21 protein-coding genes are annotated in these 21,208 nt (G+C 71.2%); 5 read left to right on the top strand and 16 right to left on the bottom strand.

Annotation, left to right across the window (positions count from 1 at the left end):
- Nucleotides 1-155: 155 nt before the first annotated feature.
- The 3 genes from STRIP9103_RS12570 to STRIP9103_RS12560 all read right to left on the bottom strand — a co-directional run bounded on the left by STRIP9103_RS12570 (nt 156) and on the right by STRIP9103_RS12560 (nt 3,013).
- On the bottom strand, nt 156-1,448 hold the full coding sequence (locus tag STRIP9103_RS12570) for a kynureninase (protein WP_009309333.1): 1,293 nt from the start codon (nt 1,446-1,448) through the stop codon (nt 156-158).
- Complete coding sequence (locus STRIP9103_RS12565) at nt 1,441-2,286, bottom strand: tryptophan 2,3-dioxygenase family protein (RefSeq protein WP_009309348.1); 846 nt, start codon at nt 2,284-2,286, stop codon at nt 1,441-1,443. The genes STRIP9103_RS12570 and STRIP9103_RS12565 overlap by 8 nt, the downstream gene beginning before the upstream one ends.
- Nucleotides 2,287-2,599: 313 nt before the next feature.
- On the bottom strand, nt 2,600-3,013 hold the full coding sequence (locus tag STRIP9103_RS12560; RefSeq protein WP_009309423.1) for a DUF3151 domain-containing protein: 414 nt from the start codon (nt 3,011-3,013) through the stop codon (nt 2,600-2,602).
- A gap of 483 nt (nt 3,014-3,496) precedes the next feature.
- Between STRIP9103_RS12560 and STRIP9103_RS12555 the strand changes: the two genes are divergently transcribed.
- Both STRIP9103_RS12555 and STRIP9103_RS12550 read left to right on the top strand, forming a co-directional pair.
- Nucleotides 3,497-4,732, top strand: a complete 1,236-nt coding sequence (locus STRIP9103_RS12555; protein ID WP_009309417.1) for a S8 family peptidase — start codon at nt 3,497-3,499, stop codon at nt 4,730-4,732.
- The gene (locus tag STRIP9103_RS12550; RefSeq protein WP_009309419.1) at nt 4,729-4,977 is read left to right on the top strand and encodes a hypothetical protein; all 249 of its coding nucleotides are present in this window, start codon (nt 4,729-4,731) and stop codon (nt 4,975-4,977) included. Before STRIP9103_RS12555 ends, STRIP9103_RS12550 begins: the two co-directional genes overlap by 4 nt.
- A 51-nt stretch (nt 4,978-5,028) precedes the next feature.
- Here STRIP9103_RS12550 and STRIP9103_RS12545 read toward each other — a convergent pair whose 3' ends face one another.
- The 4 genes from STRIP9103_RS12545 to STRIP9103_RS12530 all read right to left on the bottom strand — a co-directional run bounded on the left by STRIP9103_RS12545 (nt 5,029) and on the right by STRIP9103_RS12530 (nt 9,529).
- Nucleotides 5,029-6,513: an MFS transporter gene (locus STRIP9103_RS12545; protein ID WP_009309399.1), complete on the bottom strand. Its 1,485-nt coding sequence runs from the start codon at nt 6,511-6,513 to the stop codon at nt 5,029-5,031.
- 344 nt (nt 6,514-6,857) lie between these two features.
- Nucleotides 6,858-7,880, bottom strand: coding sequence for a class II fructose-bisphosphate aldolase (fbaA, locus tag STRIP9103_RS12540; RefSeq protein WP_009309352.1), 1,023 nt, complete (start codon nt 7,878-7,880; stop codon nt 6,858-6,860).
- A gap of 205 nt (nt 7,881-8,085) precedes the next feature.
- Nucleotides 8,086-8,640, bottom strand: a complete 555-nt coding sequence (pyrE, locus tag STRIP9103_RS12535) for an orotate phosphoribosyltransferase (protein ID WP_048820166.1) — start codon at nt 8,638-8,640, stop codon at nt 8,086-8,088.
- Nucleotides 8,641-8,734: 94 nt separating this feature from the next.
- Entirely contained in the window at nt 8,735-9,529 is a 795-nt protein-coding gene (locus STRIP9103_RS12530; protein ID WP_009309452.1) for an aldose epimerase family protein, read from the bottom strand.
- 246 nt (nt 9,530-9,775) lie between these two features.
- Here STRIP9103_RS12530 and STRIP9103_RS12525 point away from each other — a divergent pair, with 246 nt between their 5' ends.
- Complete coding sequence (locus STRIP9103_RS12525; RefSeq protein WP_048820165.1) at nt 9,776-9,994, top strand: hypothetical protein; 219 nt, start codon at nt 9,776-9,778, stop codon at nt 9,992-9,994.
- A 39-nt stretch (nt 9,995-10,033) separates the two neighbouring features.
- Here the strand turns inward: STRIP9103_RS12525 and STRIP9103_RS12520 are convergent, their stop codons facing one another.
- From STRIP9103_RS12520 to STRIP9103_RS46325, 7 genes are all read right to left on the bottom strand, one after another.
- Nucleotides 10,034-11,089 (bottom strand): SRPBCC family protein, encoded by a 1,056-nt coding sequence (locus STRIP9103_RS12520; RefSeq protein WP_009309396.1) that lies wholly within the window; start codon nt 11,087-11,089, stop codon nt 10,034-10,036.
- A gap of 109 nt (nt 11,090-11,198) precedes the next feature.
- Nucleotides 11,199-12,797 (bottom strand): polyamine aminopropyltransferase, encoded by a 1,599-nt coding sequence (locus tag STRIP9103_RS12515; protein ID WP_048820180.1) that lies wholly within the window; start codon nt 12,795-12,797, stop codon nt 11,199-11,201.
- A gap of 164 nt (nt 12,798-12,961) precedes the next feature.
- Entirely contained in the window at nt 12,962-13,483 is a 522-nt protein-coding gene (locus STRIP9103_RS12510; RefSeq protein WP_009309411.1) for a DUF2617 family protein, read from the bottom strand.
- 457 nt (nt 13,484-13,940) lie between these two features.
- Nucleotides 13,941-14,441: a hypothetical protein gene (locus STRIP9103_RS49870; RefSeq protein ID WP_009309395.1), complete on the bottom strand. Its 501-nt coding sequence runs from the start codon at nt 14,439-14,441 to the stop codon at nt 13,941-13,943.
- 76 nt (nt 14,442-14,517) lie between these two features.
- Nucleotides 14,518-14,817 carry a hypothetical protein gene (locus STRIP9103_RS12495; RefSeq protein WP_009309406.1) on the bottom strand — a complete coding sequence of 100 codons (300 nt, stop codon included), beginning with the start codon at nt 14,815-14,817 and terminating at the stop codon, nt 14,518-14,520.
- A gap of 3 nt (nt 14,818-14,820) precedes the next feature.
- The gene (locus STRIP9103_RS46330; protein WP_078613884.1) at nt 14,821-15,063 is read right to left on the bottom strand and encodes a hypothetical protein; all 243 of its coding nucleotides are present in this window, start codon (nt 15,061-15,063) and stop codon (nt 14,821-14,823) included.
- Nucleotides 15,064-15,345: 282 nt separating this feature from the next.
- Nucleotides 15,346-15,579, bottom strand: a complete 234-nt coding sequence (locus tag STRIP9103_RS46325; protein ID WP_086019256.1) for a hypothetical protein — start codon at nt 15,577-15,579, stop codon at nt 15,346-15,348.
- A gap of 203 nt (nt 15,580-15,782) precedes the next feature.
- Here STRIP9103_RS46325 and STRIP9103_RS12490 point away from each other — a divergent pair, with 203 nt between their 5' ends.
- The gene (locus tag STRIP9103_RS12490; protein WP_009309336.1) at nt 15,783-16,949 is read left to right on the top strand and encodes a pyridoxal phosphate-dependent aminotransferase; all 1,167 of its coding nucleotides are present in this window, start codon (nt 15,783-15,785) and stop codon (nt 16,947-16,949) included.
- Nucleotides 16,950-17,165: 216 nt separating this feature from the next.
- Here the strand turns inward: STRIP9103_RS12490 and STRIP9103_RS12485 are convergent, their stop codons facing one another.
- A complete protein-coding gene (locus tag STRIP9103_RS12485) occupies nt 17,166-17,693 on the bottom strand; it encodes a YbjN domain-containing protein (RefSeq protein ID WP_009309363.1) in 528 nt (175 codons plus the stop codon).
- Between the two features lie 181 nt (nt 17,694-17,874).
- The gene (clpB, locus tag STRIP9103_RS12480) at nt 17,875-20,472 is read right to left on the bottom strand and encodes an ATP-dependent chaperone ClpB (RefSeq protein ID WP_009309415.1); all 2,598 of its coding nucleotides are present in this window, start codon (nt 20,470-20,472) and stop codon (nt 17,875-17,877) included.
- Nucleotides 20,473-20,599: 127 nt separating this feature from the next.
- Here clpB and STRIP9103_RS12475 point away from each other — a divergent pair, with 127 nt between their 5' ends.
- Nucleotides 20,600-21,013: a pyridoxamine 5'-phosphate oxidase family protein gene (locus tag STRIP9103_RS12475; RefSeq protein WP_048820179.1), complete on the top strand. Its 414-nt coding sequence runs from the start codon at nt 20,600-20,602 to the stop codon at nt 21,011-21,013.
- Nucleotides 21,014-21,208 lie beyond the last annotated feature (195 nt).

Below are 21,208 nucleotides of genomic sequence, written 5' to 3'. Positions count from 1 at the left end.
GGGGTGGTTGGTGATCCGGCGCTGGGGCTGGGCGGGCAGCCGGGCCGGCGGCGCGGCTGCCCGCAGCCAGGACAGGCGGACAGCCAACCGAACCGGCGGCACGATTGCCCGAGGCTGCGCATGGGGAGTGGCAGCCGGGCCGTTGTCGTGGAGGGTTATGTGAGGGACTTCAGCGTGTTTGCCAGTACTCGGGCCGCTCGTTCCACGTCTGCGAAGCCTACGTAGAGCGGGGTGAAGCCGAAGCGGAGGACGTCGGGGTGGCGGAAGTCGCCTATGACGCCTTGGGCGATGAGGTGTTTCATCACTTCGGCGGCTTGGGGACAGCGGAGCGCTATCTGGCTGCCGCGTTCCGAATGAGGGATGGGGGTCAGGGACTCGACCTGGCCCTCGGGGACGTATGACGCGACGCAGGTCAGGAAGAAGTCCGTCAGGGCCAGGGACTTGGCTCGGACCGCATCGATCGAGACGCCCTCCCAGACCTCGAGTGCCGCCTCCAGGGCCAGCATCGACAGGATGTCAGGGGTGCCCACCCTGCCCCGCCCCGCACCCGTCGTGGGGTGGTACTCCCGGCTCATCCCGAAGGGCTCCGCGTGCGAGTTCCAGCCGGGGAGGGGGGAGTCGAAGCGGGGCTGGAGGGCGCGGCGTACGTAGAGGTACGCGGGCGAACCCGGGCCCCCGTTCAGGTACTTGTACGTGCAGCCGACCGCCAGGTCGACCCCGTGCTCGTCGAGGCCCACCGGCAGCGCGCCCGCGCTGTGGCACAGGTCCCAGACGGCGTACGCCCCGGCGTCGTGGATCGCCGCCGTGAGGGCGGGCAGGTCGTGGAGGCGGCCGGTGCGGTAGTCGACGTGGTTGAGCAGGACCGCCGCCGTACGGCTGCTCAGCGCGTCCGGCACCTCCGCGGGGGTCACCGGGCGCAGGGTGCGGCCGGTCAGGCGGGCGGCCGACTCGGCTATGTAGCCGTCCGTGGGGAACGTCGTCGCGTCGACCAGGATCTCGTCACGGACGCCGGCGGTCATCTCATGCCGGACGCCACCAGTCGTACGGTCCTCGCCGTCAGCCGTACGAACCTCGCCACCAGTCGTACGGTCCTCGCCGTCGTCGGCCATGCGTACCGCCGCCACAAGTGCCTTGAACACGTTGACGCTCGTGGAGTCGCCGACGACGATCTGGCCGGGGGCCGCGCCGACCAGCGGGGCGATGCGGTCGCCGATGCGTTCCGGTGCCGTCCACCAGCCGCTCTCGTCCCAGGAGCGGATGCGCAGCTCGCCCCACTGGCGGTGGACGACGTCGGCGACCGCGCCGGGGACGTTCGCGGGGAGGGCGCCGAGGGAGTTGCCGTCGAGGTACACGGCGTCGTCGAGGACGAAGCGTTCGCGCAGCGCGGCCAGTTCGTCCGCCGCGTCCAACTTTTCTGCGGCAACGGTCAGTTCAGTGAGGTCAGACATGGGAGCGCGCCGTCCACAGCTCGGGGAACACGTTCTTGCGGGCGCGCTTCTCCAGCCAGGCGACCCCGGCGGAGCCGCCCGTGCCGGGCTTGGCGCCCATGGCGCGGCGGGTGGCGACGAGGTGGTCGTTGCGCCAGCGCCAGACGAGTTCGGCGACGTCGGTCAACGCCTCGCCGAGGCGGGCGAGTTCGTGGTCGGGGTCCCCGGAGTAGAGCTCGGTCCACACCTTCTCGACCTCGGGTGAGGGCTCGTAGCGCTGGGAGACGTCACGGCTGACGACGGAGTCGGGGATGGCGTGGCCGCGGCGGGCCAGGAGCCGCAGGACCTCGTCGTAGAGGCTCGGCTCGTGCAGCGCCTTCTCCAACTCGGCGTGGACGCGCGGGGCGCCCCGGTGGGGTACGAGCATGGACGCGGACTTCTCGGCGAGCAGGAACTCCATACGGCGGTACATCGCCGACTGGAAACCGGAGCCCTCGCCGAGGGCGTCGCGGTAGGAGTTGAACTGGGCGGGGGTGAGCTGGCCGAGAGGCTTCCAGGAGGCGTTCAGGGCCTCCAGTTCGCGTACGGAACGCTTCAGCGCGGCGATGGCGGTCGGTACGTCGTCGTTCCGCAGGGCGGTGGCCACGGTCTCCCACTCGTGGACGATGACGGTGAACCACAGCTCCATGACCTGGGTCGTCACCAGGAAGACCATCTCTCCGGGGTCGTCGGAGAGGGGGTGCTGGAGGTGGGTGAGGACGTCTGCCTGGACGTAGTCCTCGTACGGGGTCGTTCCCTGGAAGTCGAGATGCGGGGTCTCGGGCTCCGAAGCCTCGACGGGCTGAGCCTGCTGGGACATCGCTGTCTCCTGTTGTGTACTCCGGGTAGCGGTCCGCCCCTGCCGTTACCGACACGGGGGCCCCGGTCCCCACCCGCATAGTCGGGGATTCACCCCCGACACCACAAGGTCCGCCTGGTCACACCAGGCGGACCCGCACGGAGTCGCTCCGCTCGGCTGGCCGTGGGGGCTGGTCCCGCCCAGCCGACCGCCGTGGCTCGGCTCAGACCGGCCGACCGCAGAGGCCCGGCTGAGGCAAGCCAACCGAAGAGGCCCCGCTCGGGCCAGCCGACCGAATAGGCACAGCTCAGACCGCCGACCGCAGAGGCCCGGCTCAGCCCAGTGTCTGCGCCGCCGTCGGCGAGGAGTCCTTCAGGAACTGTGTGCAGCGCTCGTACTCCTCCTGCTCGCCGATCGCCTGCGCGGCGCGGGCGAGGGCGTGCAGGGCGCGCAGGAAGCCACGGTTCGGCTCGTGCTCCCAGGGGACGGGGCCGTGGCCCTTCCAGCCACTGCGGCGCAGGGCGTCCAGGCCGCGGTGGTAACCCGTACGGGCATAGGCGTACGACTCCACGACGCCACCCCGCTCGAACGCCTCGTCGGCGAGCTGGGCCCAGGCGAGGGAGGAGGTGGGGTACTTGGCTGCGACGTCGGCCGGGGCCGTTCCGTTCGCGAGGAGTTCGCGGGGCTCCGGGTCGTCGGGGAGGTGCGTCGGGGGCGGGCCCCCGAGGAGGTTCTCGTGAATCGTCATGGGTTCCAGTCTGGCCCATGCGGGGCACCGGTCGTCCGGCGGTGTCGCGGTCTTCCTTCCTGGTGGAGTCCGGTGCTCCTCCCCCAGTGGAGTCCGGTGCTCCTCCCCCGGTGAAGTCCGGTGCTCCTCCCTCGGCCGGCGGTCGCCGCGTTGCGGACCTCCGCGCCCGGTGCGACGGTGATCGAGGGGGCGATGCCGAAGGCCCTGGCAAGGAGCAAGGACAGCGGACCGAGGGCAGGGACCAAGGACACAGCCTTGCCTTGCGGGCGATGGCATCGCGCGTCGACACACGGCTGAACCGCACCCACCGTCCTCGGTGCCCGGCACGCCATGTCTCGGCGCGTCCACGAACAAGGGGGAAGCACACAGAAAGCGGGAAATTCAATGGCGAACGGCCCCATGGACAGGCGCGCCTTCGGAGAACAGCCTGATCGGCCCAGTGGCCCCCTCACTGGCCAGCACTCGGAGTACACCGGTCGGTATGTGGTCCTGTTCGAGCCGAACAACGAGGAGAGCGGACTGAACGCACTGCGTGCCGGCGCCGACATCGCGTCCGTCCAACGTGTGCGAGGAGCCGACGCCGCGAGTGTCGCGGAACTCCTTGAGCGCCCCGATGTCTCGGTGCTCTTCGAAGACCTCTCCGCCGCCGTCGTCGAGGTGCGGCCCGACCAGCGCCATGCGCTGGTGACCACGGCCGAGACGGAATCCTCGATCATCGCCGCCGAGCCGGAGCGCCTGGTCTACGCCATGCCGATCACCGCCCCGCACCAGGCGCCGACCGAGTTCTTCCCGGCCTTCCGCAGCGACGAGGATGTCGTCAGCCGCCACACCGAGGCCGAGCTCGCCGCCGGCCAGGGCCCGGCCTGGCACGAGAAGAACTGGACCTGGGGCCTCCAGGCGATCCGGGCCAATCTGTCCCCCCAGACCGGAAAGGGGGTGAAGATCGCCGTTCTCGACACCGGCGTGGACACCGACCACCCGGACCTGGCCGGGCGCATCGCGGCGACGGTCTCCTTCGTGCCCAATGAGACCGTCGAGGACGGCAACGGCCACGGCACGCACTGCATCGGCACCGCCGCCGGTCCGGCCAACCCCAGGCAGGGACCCCGCTACGGTGTGGCACCCGACGCGCAGATCCTCGCGGCGAAGGTGCTCAGCAACGCGGGCGTCGGCAGCGACGGCCAGATCCTGGCGGGCATGGCCTGGGCCATCTCGCAGGGCGCGAAGGTGATCTCCATGTCGCTCGGCGCCCGGGTCCGGCCGGGCGAGCTCTTCCCGCAGACGTACGAGAACCTGGCCCAGCGCGCGCTCAAGCTCGGGGCGGTGATCGTCGCCGCCGCGGGCAACGACAGCAACCGGCCGGGCTCCGTCTTTCCCGTCAGCCGACCCGCGAACTGCCCCTCGATCCTCGCGGTGGCCGCCCTCGACAAGGCGATCAGCCCGTCGTTCTTCTCCAACGGCGGCATCAACGACCAGGGCGGCGAGATCAACATCGCCGCGCCCGGCAGGGACGTGTACTCGGCTGCCCCCGACGGTGGGTACCGGACCCTGAGCGGCACCAGCATGGCCACCCCGCACGTCGCGGGTGTCATCGCGCTGCTCGCCCAGGCGACCCCCCACGCCTCCGCGGCCCAGCTCATGGCGAGTCTGAAGGCCAGCGCGTTCCCGCTGGTCCATCCCGTCAAGGACGTCGGCGCGGGCCTCCTCCAGGCCCCGTGAGCGAGTCGTCCCAGTCCGAGCCGGTCGGGGTCATCCTCTCGGTCGATCCCGACCGGTTCGCGGAAGTCGTGGAGGCCCTGCGGCGGGCCGGGCTGACGGTCACGGGCGAGCAGCCGATCGTCGGCACGCTCTCCGGCACCGTCGCGGAGGACCGGATTCCGGCCCTGGAGGCGGTCGACGGCGTCGATTCCGTGGACCGGGATCGCACCGTCCGCCTCCCCCCGCCCGACTCCCCGATCCAGTGATGCCGGGGAACGTCGTCCCGGGCCGGTGAAACTGCTCGCTCCTCGCCGGTGTCATGGCCGGTCAGGCGGTTGGGAGTCCGGCTCCGCCCCCGTCTCCAACGGCGGAGCCGTCACCCCGCAATGCGTGCGGCATTCCGGATGCCGGCAGTCCGCGGACGGACGGCGTACGGTCGTGAAGGCGATGATCGCCGCGACGACCAACGCGGTCGCGCACAGCGGCATCGCGCGGTCGAAGGCGGAGTCGAAGGCGGCGGGCGAGCGGTACGCCTCCGGACCCATCCCGGCGAGAAGGGGCAGTGCGGCGATCGCGACGAGGCCGGCGGCGCGGGCGGCGGCGTTGTTGATGCCGCTGGCGAGGCCGGCGTGCTCGGTGGTGACGGAGGCGAGGACGGTGGCGGTCAGCGGCGCCACCAGGGTCACCATGCCGAGGCCCAGGACGAGCAGGGCGGGCAGGACGTCCGTCGCGTACGAGGCGTCGGTGCCCACGCGCAGCATCAGCAGGACGCCCGCCGCGCACAGCAGGGGGCCGACCGTGAGGGGGATGCGGGGGCCGATGCGTTCGCCGAGAGCGCCCGCGCGGGAGGAGAGGAGCAGCATCAGGGCGGTGATGGGCAGCAGGGCCGTACCGGCGCCGAGGGCCGAGTAGCCGGAGACCACCTGGAGCTGGAGGGCGGCGAGGAAGAAGAAGCCGCTGAACGCCGCGTACACGAACAGGGTAACGATGTTGACCGCCGTGAACTGGCGGGAGGCGAAGATCTGCGGCGGCATCATCGGGTCGGGGCGCCTGCGCTCGACGTGCACGAAGGCCACGCCCGTCACCACGCCGACGATCGCCGTGAGCGTGACGGGGAGGGAGCCGGTTCCGGCCTCGATCAGGGCGTACGTGACGAAGGCGAGGGAGAGGGCGCCGAGGGTGGCGCCGAGGACGTCGAAGCCGGAGTCGTGGGCCTCGCCTCCCCCAGCGGATTCCGGTACGTGGCGGGCGGCGATCGGGACGCAGAGGAGGGCCAGGGGGACGTTCAGGAGGAAGACCCAGCGCCAGCCGGGGCCGTCCACCAGCCAGCCGCCCAGGAACGGGCCTACGGCGGCGCCGATGCCGCCGAAGCCGGACCACAGGCCCACCGCCTTCGCCCTGTCGTCCGGGTGGAAGGACGCCTGGATGAGGGCGAGGGAGCCGGGGGTGAGGAGGGCGCCGCCGATGCCTTGCAGGGCTCGGGCGGCGATCAGTACGGCGCCGTTCGGGGCGATGCCGCACAGGAGTGAGGCGGCGGCGAACCAGACCACGCCGAGTACGAAGATCTTGCGGCGGCCGAAGCGGTCGCCCAGGGCGCCGCCGAGGAGGATCAGGCCGGCGAGGGTGAGCATGTACGCGTTGACGGTCCACTGGAGGGCGGACAGGTCGGCGTTCAGGTCGTGGCCGATGCGGGGGAGGGCGACGTTGACGACCGTCGAGTCCAGCAAGGCCATGCTGGAGCCGAGGACCGTGGTCAGGAGGATCCACTTGCCCTGGGGTGAGCTGAGCCGGACTTCGGCCATGGTCGGATCATCCCGCGTCCGGGGTGTTCGGGCCAGGTGTGGTTGGGGTGGGACTTGGCTGTGGGGTGGGGCGAGGCGGGGCGGTCCAGCGGGGCCCGGGAGTGTGCGGTGGGCCGGGGGTTGGGGGCTCTAAGGGGGCCGGAGCTGTGCGGTGGGCCGGGGTTGGTGCCGGCCGGGTGGGGTCGCGCAGCCCGGCGCTTACGGGGTGCCGCCGCGCCCACCCGTGCCGCCCCAGCGGCACGACTGCCCGCAGCTGGGGACAGACGTGGGTGGGCAGCCGGCCCAGCGGCGCGGCTGCCCACCGCTGGGGAGCGGCGACGGTGACGGCACCCCGTGTGTGTGGGTTACTTGATCTTCGTGCCCGCCGACCGGAGGTTGGTGCAGGCCTCGACCACGCGGGCGGCCATCGACGACTCCGCGAGCTTGCCCCAGGTTCGGGGGTCGTAGGTCTTCTTGGAGCCGACTTCGCCGTCGACCTTCAGGACGCCGTCGTAGTTCTTGAACATGTGGTCGACCACGGGGCGGGTGAAGGCGTACTGGGTGTCGGTGTCGATGTTCATCTTGACGACGCCGTTCTCCAGGGCGGTGTGGATCTCCTGCTCCGTGGAGCCGGAGCCGCCGTGGAAGACGAAGTCGAACGGGGACTCCTTGCCGAAGCGGGCGGCGACGCCCTCGTTGAGCTCCTTGAGGAGGTCGGGGCGCAGGACGACGTTGCCCGGCTTGTAGACGCCGTGGACGTTGCCGAAGGACGCGGCCAGCAGGTAGCGGCCCTTCTCGCCGAGGCCAAGGGCCTCAGCGGTGCGGATCGCGTCGTCGACCGTCGTGTACAGGGAGTCGTTGATCTCGTGCGAGACGCCGTCCTCCTCGCCACCGGTCGGGGTGATCTCGACCTCCAGGATGATCTTCGCGGCGGCGGCGCGGGCCAGCAGCTCCTGGGCGATCTCGAGGTTGTCGGCGAGGGTCTCCGCCGAGCCGTCCCACATGTGGGACTGGAAGAGGGGGTTCTCGCCACGGGCGACCCGCTCCTCGGACACGGCCAGCAGCGGCCGTACGTAGCCGTCCAGCTTGTCCTTCGGGCAGTGGTCCGTGTGCAGCGCGACCGTGATGTCGTACTTCTTCGCGACGATGTACGCGAACTCGGCCAGGGCGACGGCGCCGGTGACCATGTCCTTGTTGTGCTGGCCGCCCAGGAACTCGGCACCGCCGGTCGAGATCTGGATGATGCCGTCGCTCTCCGCCTCCGCGAAGCCGCGCAGCGCGGCGTGCAGCGTCTGGGACGAGGTCACGTTGATGGCCGGGTAGGCGAACTTGCCTGCCTTCGCCCGGTCGAGCATCTCGTTGTAGACCTCGGGGGTTGCGATGGGCATGGTCCGCTCCTTGTATGTGCGGGTGGCGTTGTGCTTACGAGCCCTGACCTAGGGTTGCGACATCATCGTCGGCCCCATCTTTCCAGACTTGACCGGATGCTCCGGCCAATGTGTCCGGAACTGTTCGGTAACCCCTGATCCTGGGCTTCCGAGTGGGTGACCCGGTGGGTGACCTCGGGTGTTCCCACGGCACCGGCAGCCGCCGTCAGTCGAGGCCCAGTTCGTCCTTCGAATACGCGTAGCGGTACGGGACGCCCGCGCCCTGCTCGATCTTCTCGGCGGCGCCGGTCGCGCGGTCGACGATGGTCGCGACGGCGACGACCTCGGCCCCGGCCTCGCGCACGGCCTCGACGGCGGTGAGCGGGGAGCCGCCGGTGGTGGAGGTGTCCTCGACGACCAGGACGCGCCGGCCGCTGATCTCCGGCCCTTCCACCCGCCGCTGCAACCCGTGCGCCTTCGCCGCCTTGCGTACGACGAACGCGTCCAGCCGGCGGCCCCGGGCGGCGGCGGCGTGCAGCATGGCGCCGGCCACCGGGTCCGCGCCCATCGTGAGACCGCCGACCGCGTCGAAGTCGAGGTCGGCGGTCAGGTCGAGCAGCACCTGCCCGACCAGCGGGGCGGCCTCACCGTCGAGCGTGACGCGGCGCAGGTCGACGTAGTAGTCCGCCTCCAGACCCGACGACAGGGTCACCTTGCCGTGCACCACGGCCTTGTCCTTGATCTGCTGCAGCAACGAGCCACGTACGTCCACGTCAGTCATGCAGCCAGCTTAAGGGGGGCGTTCGTGGTCGCCGCCGGGTGCGGGTGGTACGACCGGCGGATCGTTCGGGCGGTCCGCTGCCCGCGGGGGTCCGTCACAGGCGTCGCCAGCTCCACGTGGTCGTGGCTTCCAGGGGGTCGATGGGGGTGACCAGACGGGGGTGGGTGTTGAGTCCGTTGGGCGGGCCGGTCTGCGGCTCGACGCACACCGCCTCCGCCTGCTCGTCGTACACCACGACCCACTCCTCGCGGGACGCCACCTTCAGCTCCAGGCGGTCCGGCCAGGTGAGGGTGACATCGACGCCGTCGGGCATGCCGAAGCAGTCGTCCCACGGTCCCGGCCTGGGGTCGACACGGTTGCCGGTGGGCAGATGGTCCTCGCCCCGCTCCTCCTGCCAGACGGGGCTGAAGTCCAGCCGCACCTCCGCGCCGCCGTCCTCCAGGGTGCGGTTGAACCAGGGGTGCCAGCCGATCTGCGCCGGGAAGGAGTCCTCGTACGTCTCCACGGACATGGTGAGCGTGAGGCTGTCCGGGGTGAGCGTGACGGCCTGGGTGACTCGGCCGGGGTACGGCCAGGGGTCGACCAGGTCGTACGTGAGGACGGCCGCCGACTCCTCTCGACCGGCGACCTTCCACGCTCCGTCGCGTGTGGTGCCGTGGATGGCGTTGGGCGGGGCGTTCAGGGGCATCTGCTGTACGGCGCCGCCGCTGAGGAAGCGGCCGTCCCGGATACGTCCGCACCAGGGGACCATCGGGAAGCAGCCGAACCTCTCGCCCTGGCGCAGCAGTTCGAGCCCGCCGATGCGCAGGCTCGCCACGCGTCCGCCGTTGCCCGGCGCCAACACGGCCTCCGCGTCACCCGCGGCCAACGTGATCAGTTCGCTAGTCACGCGACGACCTTATTACTGGCCGAGCTTCTGGGGGTGGGGACGTACGTCGCCTGCGGGCCGGTGGGCGGCGGATCCCCCTCCGGGCTCGTCCTCGAACGCCGGACGGGCTGAGGTGCGAGGAACCTTCCCTCCCGCACCGGCGTTCCTCTTGTCGAAGCCGAACGATCGAAATGGAACCGTCGAAGCCGAACAGTGCAAGCCGAACAGTCGAAGCTGAATATTCGTGTGCGACGAAGGCGAGTTGCCATGCAGGCGAACGACCCGACCAAGCTCGAAACCACCCTCGCCGACGGACGGCGCCTGACGCTGTCGCTTCCCGCGACGAACGCGCAGTGGGCCGCCGACGGCATCCAGGGCCTGCGCGCGGTCCCGGCCACGCACACGGGTCGCGGCGAGGAGCCGCCGCCCCTTCCCGAGCAGCCCGCGCTTCCCCTTCAGGTCGCCCTTCTCGGTCTCGGTGCCTGACTCCGTCGGATCAGGGTTGGGGGCCTGAGGAGGTGGCCCTCAGCGGCGCTTGCGCAGGGCCCGGCCCACGATGATGGCCGAGGCCAGGACCAGGGCCGCCGCGGGGGCCGCCCAGCGGAGGGCCGTGCCGGCGGAGACCGTCTCGGGGGCCGGGACCGGGGCGTAACGGCCGCGCGGCGGGGCGTGGTCCACCTCCTCCGCGCTCCGGCCGATCATCGTCCGCCGGGCGTGCGCGGCCTCGGCCGGCGGCTCTCCCCCGGCGGCGAAGTCGTCCTCGGCGAACGGGTCGAGGGAGGACGGCGGAATCTCGGCCTCGAAGACGGAGTCTTCGGACTCCCCGCCCCCCGCCCCGGCACTTCCGGCGGCGGACTTGTCACCGCCCGCGTCAGTACCTCCAGCGGCGGACTTGTCACCGCCCACATCAGCGCCTCCGGCAACGCGGTCGTCGTCGCCTGTGTCAGCACCTCCGGCAACGGGCTCGCCGCCACCCGCGTCAGCGCCTCCGGCAGCCGGCTCGCCACCGCCCGTGTCAGCGCCTCCGGCAACCGGCTCACCACCGCCCGCGTCAGCGCCTCCGGCGGGCTCGCCGCCACCCGCGTCCGGCCCTTCGTCGGTCTCCCCCGCTGTTCCGGGCTCGCCGTCGGCCTCCGCCTCCCGTTCTTCCTCCTCGGCGGCAGCCGCGTCCCCCAGGTTCCCCGCGAACCTCCCGAGCAGCCGCTCCATCGCTGATGTGACCGCGTCCCCCGGCAGTTCGGTCACGCGGCCGTCGGCCGTGGCGGTGCCGGTGACGTTGACGGTGGTGCCCTCGGTGGCCGGGATCAGGCGGACGGTCAGGGCGAGCTTCACGGAGCCGGTGCCTCGGGCCTCCGTGGCGTCGCCCTCGACGGCGTACGTGCCGTCGGCCTGGGGGGTGACGCGGAGGGTGCCGCGGTAGGTGATGGTGTGGCCGGCGACGCGTACCTTCAGACGACCGGCCACGGGTGGGGTGCCCGCGTCCTGCTGGAGCCCGGGGACCGCTCGGGCCACCCGCTCGGGGTCGGACAGCGCCTCCCGGAGGCGGTCGACGGGAACCGGAACGAACACCTCATGCTCCATGACAGTCGAGCCTACCCACGAGCCACCGCCCCGCACCGGTACATACGCGGTATTGCCCGTGTTCCTCACGAGATTCGGCCTTCCTCCCGCGGCTCGGTCGGCACGGGACTCAGTCGGCGTACCTCGGATGTACCAGCGTGGACGGGGGGAGGCCTTTGACGCGGGAGGCGTCGTCCAGGGGTGTGGCCGTTGCCCCCAGGTTCAGCGCGGGGGGTCGGCCGGCGGAGCTCGGCGTGGCCAGTACGAAACCCCAGTCGTGGGGCGTGCGGGTGGTGTGGGGGGCGCGCACCAGGTAGGGGGTGGTGTGCAGGCCGACGGCGCGGAGGGTGGCGTCGACCGTCCAGAAGGCGCGGGGGCGGGACGCCACGGGCCCCGCGTGCACGACGAGGCGGCCGTCGTCTGCGAGGACCTGGCGGGCGAGGCCGTAGAACTCCTGTGAGTAGAGCTTGGTGCTCGCCGTGATGCCGGGGTCGGGGAGGTCCGAGATCACGACGTCGTAGTCGTAGGACGTCGCCGGGCCGGCGTCGCGGAGCCAGGTGAAGGCGTCGGCCGTGAAGACTCGGACGCGGTCGTCGTCGTAGGCGTGGCCGTTCAGGGTGGACAGGGGCGGGTCGGTGCGGGCGAGGCGGACCACGCCCGGGTCGAGTTCCACGACGTCCACCTGGCGTACGCCCTCGTGGTGGAGGACCTCGCGGACGGCGAGGCCGTCTCCGCCGCCGAGGACGAGGACACGGGCGTGGGGGCCGGCGGTCATCGCGGGGTGGACCAGGGCGTGGTGGTAGCGGTACTCGTCGCGGGCGCTCATGCGCAGGCGGCCGTCGAGGAAGAGGGAGAGCGGGCGGCCGTCGGTGCCGCCGGTGAGGACGATCTCCTGGACGCCGGTCTGCAGTGCGACGCGTACGTCTCTGCCGTAGACGGCGCGTCTGACGGCGCGTTCGAAGTCGTCGACGTGCAGGGCCGCGGTGGCGAGCAGGACGAGTACGGCGAAGTTGGTGAGGAGGAGGAACCAGCGGGCGCGGCGGGTCAGATCGTGGCGGAACAGGCCGAGGACGAGGGCGCCCCCGACCAGCGCGTTGACCGTGCCGGTGAGGAGGGCGCCGGTCAGCTGGCCGAGCCAGGGCAGGAGGAGGAAGGGGAAGGCGAGGCCGCCGACCAGTGCGCCCACGTAGTCGGCCGCGAAGAGGTCCGCGACCGTGCCGGCCGCGTCCTGTCTTCGGATGCGTTGGATCAGCTCCATGAGCAGCGGGACTTCGGCGCCGATCAGCAGGCCGATGGCCAGGGAGAAGGCGACGAGGAGGTAGCGGGAGCCGCCGGCCCACATGCCGCCCCAGTCGCCGGTCCAGGCGAACGCGGCGTACAGCGCGAGGGCGCTGCAGCCGCCGATGAGTGCGAGGGCCGCCTCGATGGCGCCGAAGCCGAGGGCCGCGCGGGGGCGGAGGCGTTTGGCGGCGAGGGAGCCGAGGCCCATGGCGAAGACCATGACGGAGAGGACGACGGAGGCCTGGGTGACCGAGTCGCCGATCAGGTACGAGGCGAGGGCGACGAGTTCGAGTTCGTACACGAGTCCGCAGGCGGCGCAGACGAAGACGCCGGCCAGGACGAGGAGTCGGCCTACGCCGGGGCGGACGGGGAGCCACGCGTGGCTGACGCCTCCGCCGCGCAAGGGGGGTGGGGTACCGGGGGGTGCGGGGGCGTGCGGCTCGATCACCCACGGCACGCTACCGTCAGGGCTGCGCTGTGCTGGGTCACCCACACGGGTGTTACTGGCGGACCGTTGAACCACCGTGGCCGACTCCGGGGTCTGCTCACCCCCGCCGCCCCTACTCATCCCACCCCCAGGGGACACGCCCCTTCTCCGCCCGCCGCCCCCGCTCAAAGCGCCGCGGGCACCCGTACGCCAACCCTCGTTCTCGTGGCGACGAGTTGGCCGTCCTGGGGGTAGGCGTGCCAGGTGCGCCAGTGGACTTGGCCCTGGTGGCGTTGGGCGAGCATGGCGGTGAAGGCGTGGGGGCTGCCGGGGAAGACACCGGCGAGGCCGTGGGGGTGGTCGGAGACCAGGGCCAGCAACTCCTGGGCGCGGCCCGCGAAGGAGCCGGGGGAGAGAACCTCGACGCGCGCCGCGAACTCGTACTCCCAGTCGTCGACTCGTTTGGCGACGCCCAGCGGCAGGGGTGTGCTGGAACCGGGGATGCACGCGACCGTCTCCGAGCAGTGGCTGCCCCGCTCCTCCTCCAGCAGCACCTGGTGGGACGCGCCGAGCAGTCTCAACTGCAGCTTCGCGCCGGTGAGTTCCAGGTCGAGCGTGGCGAGCGCGGGCAGTGGCTCGCGGCCCAGGGCCCAGGCGAGGTCGGACGCGCGCGTGTCGGTGTAGGAGGTGTTCAGGGTTGTGAGCATGGGTCGGCTCCGCTAGCACTCAAAGAAGAGGAGTGGGTCCGTGCGCATCCCGGTCGGCTCTTGGGGATGCGGCACGGTTAGCCAGGCCCAGGTGGGGATGACGTCCCAGTCGATCCGGTCAGCCGGGTAAGGCCTGTCGGGAGGGACGTCCGGGGGCTGCGTTGGCGTTTTATAGGGAATCATGAACTGTGGCGCCACCACAGCGTTTTTACCGAACTTGACGTACTTTCCGTCCCCCCGAGGGCTGCACAGCTCAACTGTTCAACCGGGCGTACGCCCTGCCCGCGAAAATGCTCCCCGCACGCCCCCGTATCGGGCGCACGGAACCCTGGGAGCGCCCACCGGACGACCCGGAACGCCCGGCGTACTCAGGCGTATTCAGGAGTCACATGCGAGCGCCCGCCGGGAGTGTGATCCTCCCGGCGGGGGCTCGCGTGTGGAGCCCGGCTGCCCCGTGTCAGCTGCCTCCACCGCAGCCGCCGCCACCGCCGCCGCAGGAGGACCCGCCTCCGCAGGACGAACCGCTGCTGCTCCCGCATGACGACGAGCTGCTTCCACAGGACGACGAGCCGCTGCCGCACGACGAGCCGGATCCACCGCCCGACGACGAGCCCTTGTCATCCGACGAGGAGCCGGACGATCCGCTGTCCCCGGCCGCTGCCGCCGCCACCCACCAACTGCCGTCGACGTTGGAGGAGCTGGTGTTGGCGTCACTGGTGCGGCGGACATGGCCGCCGCCGTAACCGCCGCCACCGCCTCGCCCACTCGACGTACGGCCACTCGACGTACGACCGCTCGACGTACGTCCACCCGTCGTACGGCCGCTCGACGTACGGCCGCTCGACGAGCCACGACCCCCTCGTGTCCTGTTCGCGCTGCTCCGGTTGACGGCCACGAGGACCCCCACCAGCACGACCACCACTACCAGGATGATGCCGATCAGCACCCACGCGTTCATGGCGTCACCCTCCCCTCTTTCCTGTTTCCCCCGAAGCGGCCCCCCGTGGGCGCCTCGCTCACTTGTGCATGTGCGGTCAGCCGCTGCCGCCCCCGCAGGAGGAGGACGAGCCACCCCCGCAGGACGAGCCGCTGCCGCACGACGATCCGCCGGACGCGTCGCCGTGGCCGTAGCGGTGGTCGTCGCCGTCGGGCCAGTCGGCCCGGGTGACGTCCGCCCACCAGCTGCGGCGCCGTCGGGCCCGGCGGGGCGGGCCCAGACCGGGCGCGTCGCCCGGAACGCCCCGCGTGATCGCCACGCCGATGGCCACCAGCGCCCACACCACCACGAGGGCGGCGAACAGCAGGACCCCGAGCGTGAGGATCGCGACGATCACCGGTCAGTCGCCTCCGCCGCCGCCTCCGCCGCCGCCGCAGCCGCCGCCGCAGGAGGACCCGCCTCCGCACGACGAACCGCTGCTGCTCCCGCACGACGAGCTGCCCCCGCACGACGATCCGCCGGACGAGCCACCGCCGTCCGCCCACCAACTGCGGCGCCGCCCGCGCCTGGAACTCCTGACGGCCCCGATCACGACCGCCAGGCCGATGACGACGAGCACCAGGATGAAGCCGACTTCCGCCATGGCTCACCCTCCCCTCTTCCTTGCTTGTGTCCCCCGAAGCGACCCCCCGTCGGGTGCCTCGCTCACTCGCGTGCCGCGGAGATGCCCCCTCGGCCGACCGCCCAAAGCAGAGTTGAGCAAGTCCAGAGCTTCATGGCCGACCGCCACCACCGCCCGGCCTTGGCGGACCGGCTCTCACCGCCGCATCAACCCCCACGGCCGACAGCCACCGCATCAGCCCTGGTCGCGGACAGCCGCCGCATCAGCCCGAGCCGCCGGCAGCCACCGCATCAGCCCCCACGCTCAGCTGCCGCCCCCACCACAGCCACCGCCACCGCCACCGCACGACGAACCCCCGCCGCACGACGAGCCGCCCCCGCAGGACCACCATCCGCCCCCACCGCCGTGCGACGACCCGCGGCTGCCCGCCCACCAGCTGTCGTGGCGGCGGCGTCGGCGTGCGCCCCGCCCCACGCTCGACACGATGCCGATCAGTACGACGGCCCCCAGGACGACGTAGAAAATCTCTCCGGTCATCTTCGTCATCCCCCTTTCGTTCCCCCTTGCGGGCCCCTCGTGGGCCGCGCGTGACGGGGGGATGCCCTCGCGTCTCGCGGCCCAAAGCAGAGTTGAGCAAGTCCAGAGGTTGGGCGCTGCGCCGTGCGAATGCCAGGATCGGCGAGGATGGCGTCCAAGAGATCGGCGGAAACCCCGGGCACCCGGGTGAGGACGGTGGAGACATGAGCGACAGGCCACTGCTGAACCGCAGGCTGGACGGGCTCGGCACGACGATCTTCGCGGAGATGTCGGCACTGGCGACCGCCACGGGCGCGATCAACCTGGGTCAGGGTTTCCCGGACACGGACGGCCCGGAGTCAGTGCGTGAGGCCGCCGTCCGTGCGCTGCGGGAGGGCCACGGCAACCAGTACCCGCCGGGACCGGGCGTCCCGGAGCTGCGCGCGGCCATCAGCGAGCACCAGCGCCGCTTCTACGATCTGAGCTTCGACCCCGACACGGAGGTTCTGGTCACCGCGGGGGCGACGGAGGCGATCGCCGCGGCGATGCTCGCGTTGCTGGAGCCCGATGACGAGGTCATCGCCTTCGAGCCGTTCTACGACTCGTACGCCGCCTGCATCGCGATGGCCGGCGCGAAACGCGTGCCGCTGACCCTGCGGGCGCCTTCCTTCCGTCCGGACCTGGACGAGCTGCGCGCCAAGATCACCCCGCGGACCCGCGTCCTTCTCCTCAACACCCCGCACAACCCGACCGGGATGGTCCTCACCGCCGAAGAGGCGGGCGCCATCGCCGCGCTCGCCGTCGAACACGACCTGCTCGTCGTCACCGACGAGGTCTACGAACACCTCGTCTACCAGGGCGGGCACCACCCCATCGCGGCCCTGCCCGGGATGCGCGAGCGGACGGTCACGATCGGCTCGGCGGGCAAGACCTTCTCCTTCACTGGATGGAAGGTCGGCTGGGTCACGGCGAGCGGCCCGCTCGTCGCCGCCGTCCGAACGGCCAAGCAGTACCTGACATATGTCAGCGCGGGCCCCTTCCAGTACGCGATCGCCGAGGCGCTGCGCCTGCCGGACTCGTACTTCGACGGTTTCCGCGACGACCTCCGCCGCAAGCGCGACCTGCTCGGCGACGGCCTGCGGGCGGCCGGGTTCGAGGTCTACGAGCCCGAGGGCACGTACTTCATCACCACCGACATCACCCCCTTCGGGGAGAAGGACGCCTACGCCTTCTGCCGAGCCCTCCCCGAGCGCTGCGGCGTCGTCGCCATCCCCAACTCCGTCTTCTACGACGACCCCGACGCCGGCCGGAGCCAGGTCCGGTTCACCTTCTGCAAGAAGGACGACGTCCTCAGCGAAGCAGCCGACCGCCTGCGAGCCCTGGCGGCCTGAACCCACGACAGGCTCAAGCGGCTCGTACTCGGCACTCCGCGCACCCGATCACGGCGGTGATCGCGACGGCGGCGCCGGTGCTGTTCACGCTGTGGGTGGCGCCCGTACGGACGGGCTGTCGGTGACGCCCGTACGGACGGCGAGAGCCCGGCCGTGGCACGCGACCGTGGTGGTCGGCGCGCCCCGGCCGGGCTCTCGTTCGGGCCCGGACGCGACCTACTCGTCGTCCTCGGGCTTCTCGGAGTCCTCGACTTCCTCGGCCAGGCCGAGCTGCTCGACCAGCCACTTGTCGAACTCGATGGCGGCCCGCACCCAGCTGACCGTGGACGAGACGAAATGCTCCAGGCTGACGCCGGTGCCGATCAGCAGCTGCGCCTCGCCGATGAGACGAACCGTACCGTCGTCGTGGGTGTGGCTGTAGACCTTGGGCCACAGGGTGCGGCGGTTCCAGTCGTCGATGGTCTCCAGCAGGGCCGGCTTCTCATCGATCTGGTGCGGGCGGTCGTAGAACGTGCGCACCGAGAAGACCTGCTGGTCGCCCTCGCCACGGAACATGAAGTACGTACGGAATTCCTCCCACGGCGCCGCGAGGTCGCCCTCGTCGTCGACGACGTACTTCAGCTCCATCTGGTCGAGAAGCTGCTTCACGAGGTCCTGATCCGGGACGACAGGGCCGGGCGGCGGGCCGGGCTGCGGCTCGGGCTGGCCCCCGAAGTTCGGAATCGAGGACGGGTCGATGGACATACTTGGACACTCCAACGGTCGTCTGGCTCGTCCGGCCGTCGCTGAGACCAGACGTACGACCCACCCTCTCTCCCTTCGCCCCCACCGGGCAACCTGCCTCATGGGGCAGGTGGTGACCGATGGGGTTTTTCCGTCCGGCCAGAGCAGCTTTCTCCTCCGCCCAGGGCGTCTTTCCGGTCGTCTACAGCGTCTTTCCGGTCGCCGGGCCCACGATCAGGCCCTCCCCGAAGGCGTCCACCCGAACCGTGTCGCCGTCCTTGACCTCGCCGGCCAGGATCTCCTTGGCCAGCCGGTCGCCGATGGCGGTCTGGACCAGACGGCGCAGCGGGCGGGCGCCGTACGCCGGGTCGTTGCCCTCGTCGGCGAGCCAGGCCAGGGCCTCGGGGGTGACCTCCAGGGTCAGACGGCGTTCGGCGAGCCGCTTGGCGAGGCGGTCGATCTGGAGCCCCGCGATGCGTTCCAGTTCGGCCTTGCTCAGCGCGGAGAAGACCACCAGGTCGTCGAGGCGGTTGAGGAACTCCGGCTTGAAGGAGGCCCTGACCACCTCCAGCACCTGCTGCCGCTTCACGTCCTCGCTGGTCGTCGGCTCGACCAGGAACTGGCTGCCCAGGTTCGAGGTGAGGATCAGAATCGTGTTGCGGAAATCCACCGTCCGGCCCTGTCCATCGGTGAGCCGGCCGTCGTCCAGCACCTGGAGGAGGATGTCGAAGACCTCGGGGTGGGCCTTCTCCACCTCGTCCAGCAGGACCACGGAGTACGGGCGGCGGCGCACGGCCTCCGTCAGCTGGCCGCCCTCCTCGTAGCCGACGTAGCCGGGCGGGGCGCCGACCAGGCGGGCCACGCTGTGCTTCTCGCCGTACTCCGACATGTCGATGCGGACCATGGCCCGCTCGTCGTCGAAGAGGAAGTCGGCGAGCGCCTTGGCCAGCTCGGTCTTGCCGACACCGGTCGGGCCGAGGAAGAGGAAGGAGCCGGTCGGGCGGTCCGGGTCGGCGATCCCGGCACGGCTACGGCGTACGGCGTCGCTCACGGCCCGTACGGCCTCGGTCTGGCCGATCAGGCGGTGGCCCAGCTCGTCCTCCATACGGAGCAGCTTCTGGGTCTCGCCCTCCAGCAGGCGGCCGGCGGGGATGCCGGTCCAGGAGGCGACGACGTCGGCGATGTCGTCGGAGCCGACCTCCTCCTTGACCATGGTGCCCTTGGCGGCCTCCTCCTCGGCCTCGCTGGCGGCCTCCAGGTCGCGCTCCAGGGCCGGGATCTCGCCGTACAGCAGCTTGCTCGCGGTGTCGAAGTCGCCGTCGCGCTGGGCCCGTTCGGCCTGGCCGCGCAGTTCGTCGAGCTTCTCCTTCAGCTCACCGACGCGGTTGAGGGACTGCTTCTCCTTCTCCCAGCGGGCGGTCAGGCCCCGCAGCTCCTCCTCCTTGTCGGCGAGGTCGCGGCGCAGCTTCTCCAGGCGCTCGCGGGAGGCGGCGTCGGTCTCCTTGTCGAGGGCCAGCTCCTCCATCTTCAACCGGTCGACGACGCGCTGGAGTTCGTCGATCTCGACGGGGGACGAGTCGATCTCCATACGGAGCCGGGAGGCGGCCTCGTCGACGAGGTCGATGGCCTTGTCGGGCAGGAAGCGGGAGGTGATGTACCGGTCGGAGAGAGTGGCCGCCGCGACCAGCGCCGCGTCCGCGATCTGGACCTTGTGGTGGGCCTCGTACCGGCCCTTGAGTCCACGCAGGATGGCGATGGTGTCCTCGACGGTCGGCTCGGCGACCAGCACCTGCTGGAAGCGCCGCTCCAGCGCCGGGTCCTTCTCGATGCGCTCGCGGTACTCGTCGAGGGTGGTCGCGCCGACCATGCGCAGCTCACCACGGGCGAGCATGGGCTTCAGCATGTTGCCGGCGTCCATGGCGGAATCCCCGCCGGCCCCCGCGCCCACGACCGTGTGCAGCTCGTCGATGAAGGTGATGATCTGCCCGTCGGAGTCCTTGATCTCGGCGAGGACGGTCTTCAGCCGCTCCTCGAACTCACCCCGGTACTTGGCCCCGGCGACCATCGCGCCCAGATCCAGCGCGACGAGCCGCTTGTCCTTCAGCGACTCGGGCACGTCACCCTTCACGATCCGCTGGGCGAGCCCCTCGACGACGGCGGTCTTGCCGACGCCGGGCTCACCGATGAGGACGGGATTGTTCTTCGTACGGCGGGACAGCACCTGCACGACCCGCCGAATCTCCTGGTCCCGGCCGATGACGGGATCGAGCTTGCCCTCCCGCGCGGCGGCGGTGAAGTCGGTGCCGAACTTCTCCAGGGCCTTGTACGACCCCTCCGGATCGGGTGTGGTCACCCGGCGCCCTCCCCTGGCCTTCTGGAACGCCTCCTGCAACTTCCCGGCGTTCGCCCCTTGCCGGGAGAGTACGTCCCCGGCCTGGCCGCCCTTCTCGGCGATCCCGACCAGAAGGTGCTCGGTGGAGACGTACTCGTCGCCGAACTCCTTGGCCTGGGCCTGGGCGGCGGCGATCACGGCGAGCAGTTCGCGGCTGGGCTGGGGCGGCGCCACGGTGGACCCGGTGACGCTGGGCAGACCGGCGAGGATGCGCTCGGCGCCGGAGCGTACGACCGCCTGGTCGGCGTCGACGGCGGCGAGCAGGTCGGTGATGTTCTCGTTGTCCTGGCCCTGGAGCAGAGCCAGCAGCAGATGAGCGGGGGTGAAGTCCGGGTGGCCCTCGGACACGGCCCGGTTGCTGGCCGCGTTGATCGCGTCCCGGCTCCTGTTGGTCAGCTCGGCGTCCACGTTCGCGTTCTCCTCCTTGTGTCAGCCCTGATCCAGGTGGTTCATGCTGACTTGAGCAACGTACACAAAGTTGAGTCTATTCCACTCAAGGCGGTGCGTGGGAGGGGAAATGGCTAGGTTGCTCGGCATGGCCGCTTACTCCGTAGACCCGAACGCACCCGACGAGGCGTACCTCAGCTTCTGGCGGGAGCGACACCTGTGCACGCTGACGACGCTCCGCCCGGACGGCACCCCTCATGTGGTGCCCGTCGGGGTGACATACGACCCCGAGGCGGGACTGGCTCGGGTGATCACCAACAAGACGAGCCGGAAGGTCGGCAATGTCCTCGCCGCCGGGCCGGAGGGCGCGCCGGTCGCCGTCTGCCAGGTGGACGGGGGCCGCTGGGCGACGCTGGAAGGGCGCGCGCGGGTGCGTACGGAGCCGGAGCGGGTCGCGGACGCGGTACGGCGCTACGCGGAGCGGTACGGGCGGATGCCGGGGCCGAACCCGGACCGCGTGGTGATCGAGATCGACTTGACGGCGGCGCTGGGACGGGGCTGACCGCCACACCTGGCCCGGACGGATCAATTCCAGCCAACGGGGCGACCGGTGCGGCCCGCCGGGAGCAGGGGCGGGCCGGTGCCGATACCGGCGGGCATCCCGAAATATCCTCGTAAACCTGCAGCGGGGGCCAGCGTCCTCGCGAGGAGGCGGGACACGTGCATCTGGGAGATGCCCACCTCCTGGGCGATCTGG

Origin of the sequence: Streptomyces ipomoeae 91-03 (assembly GCF_000317595.1) — a bacterium.
Taxonomy (GTDB): Bacteria; Actinomycetota; Actinomycetes; order Streptomycetales; family Streptomycetaceae; genus Streptomyces; species Streptomyces ipomoeae.
The sequence above is the reverse complement of the archived record's forward strand: the minus strand, read 5'-3'. Positions and strand labels throughout refer to the sequence as shown.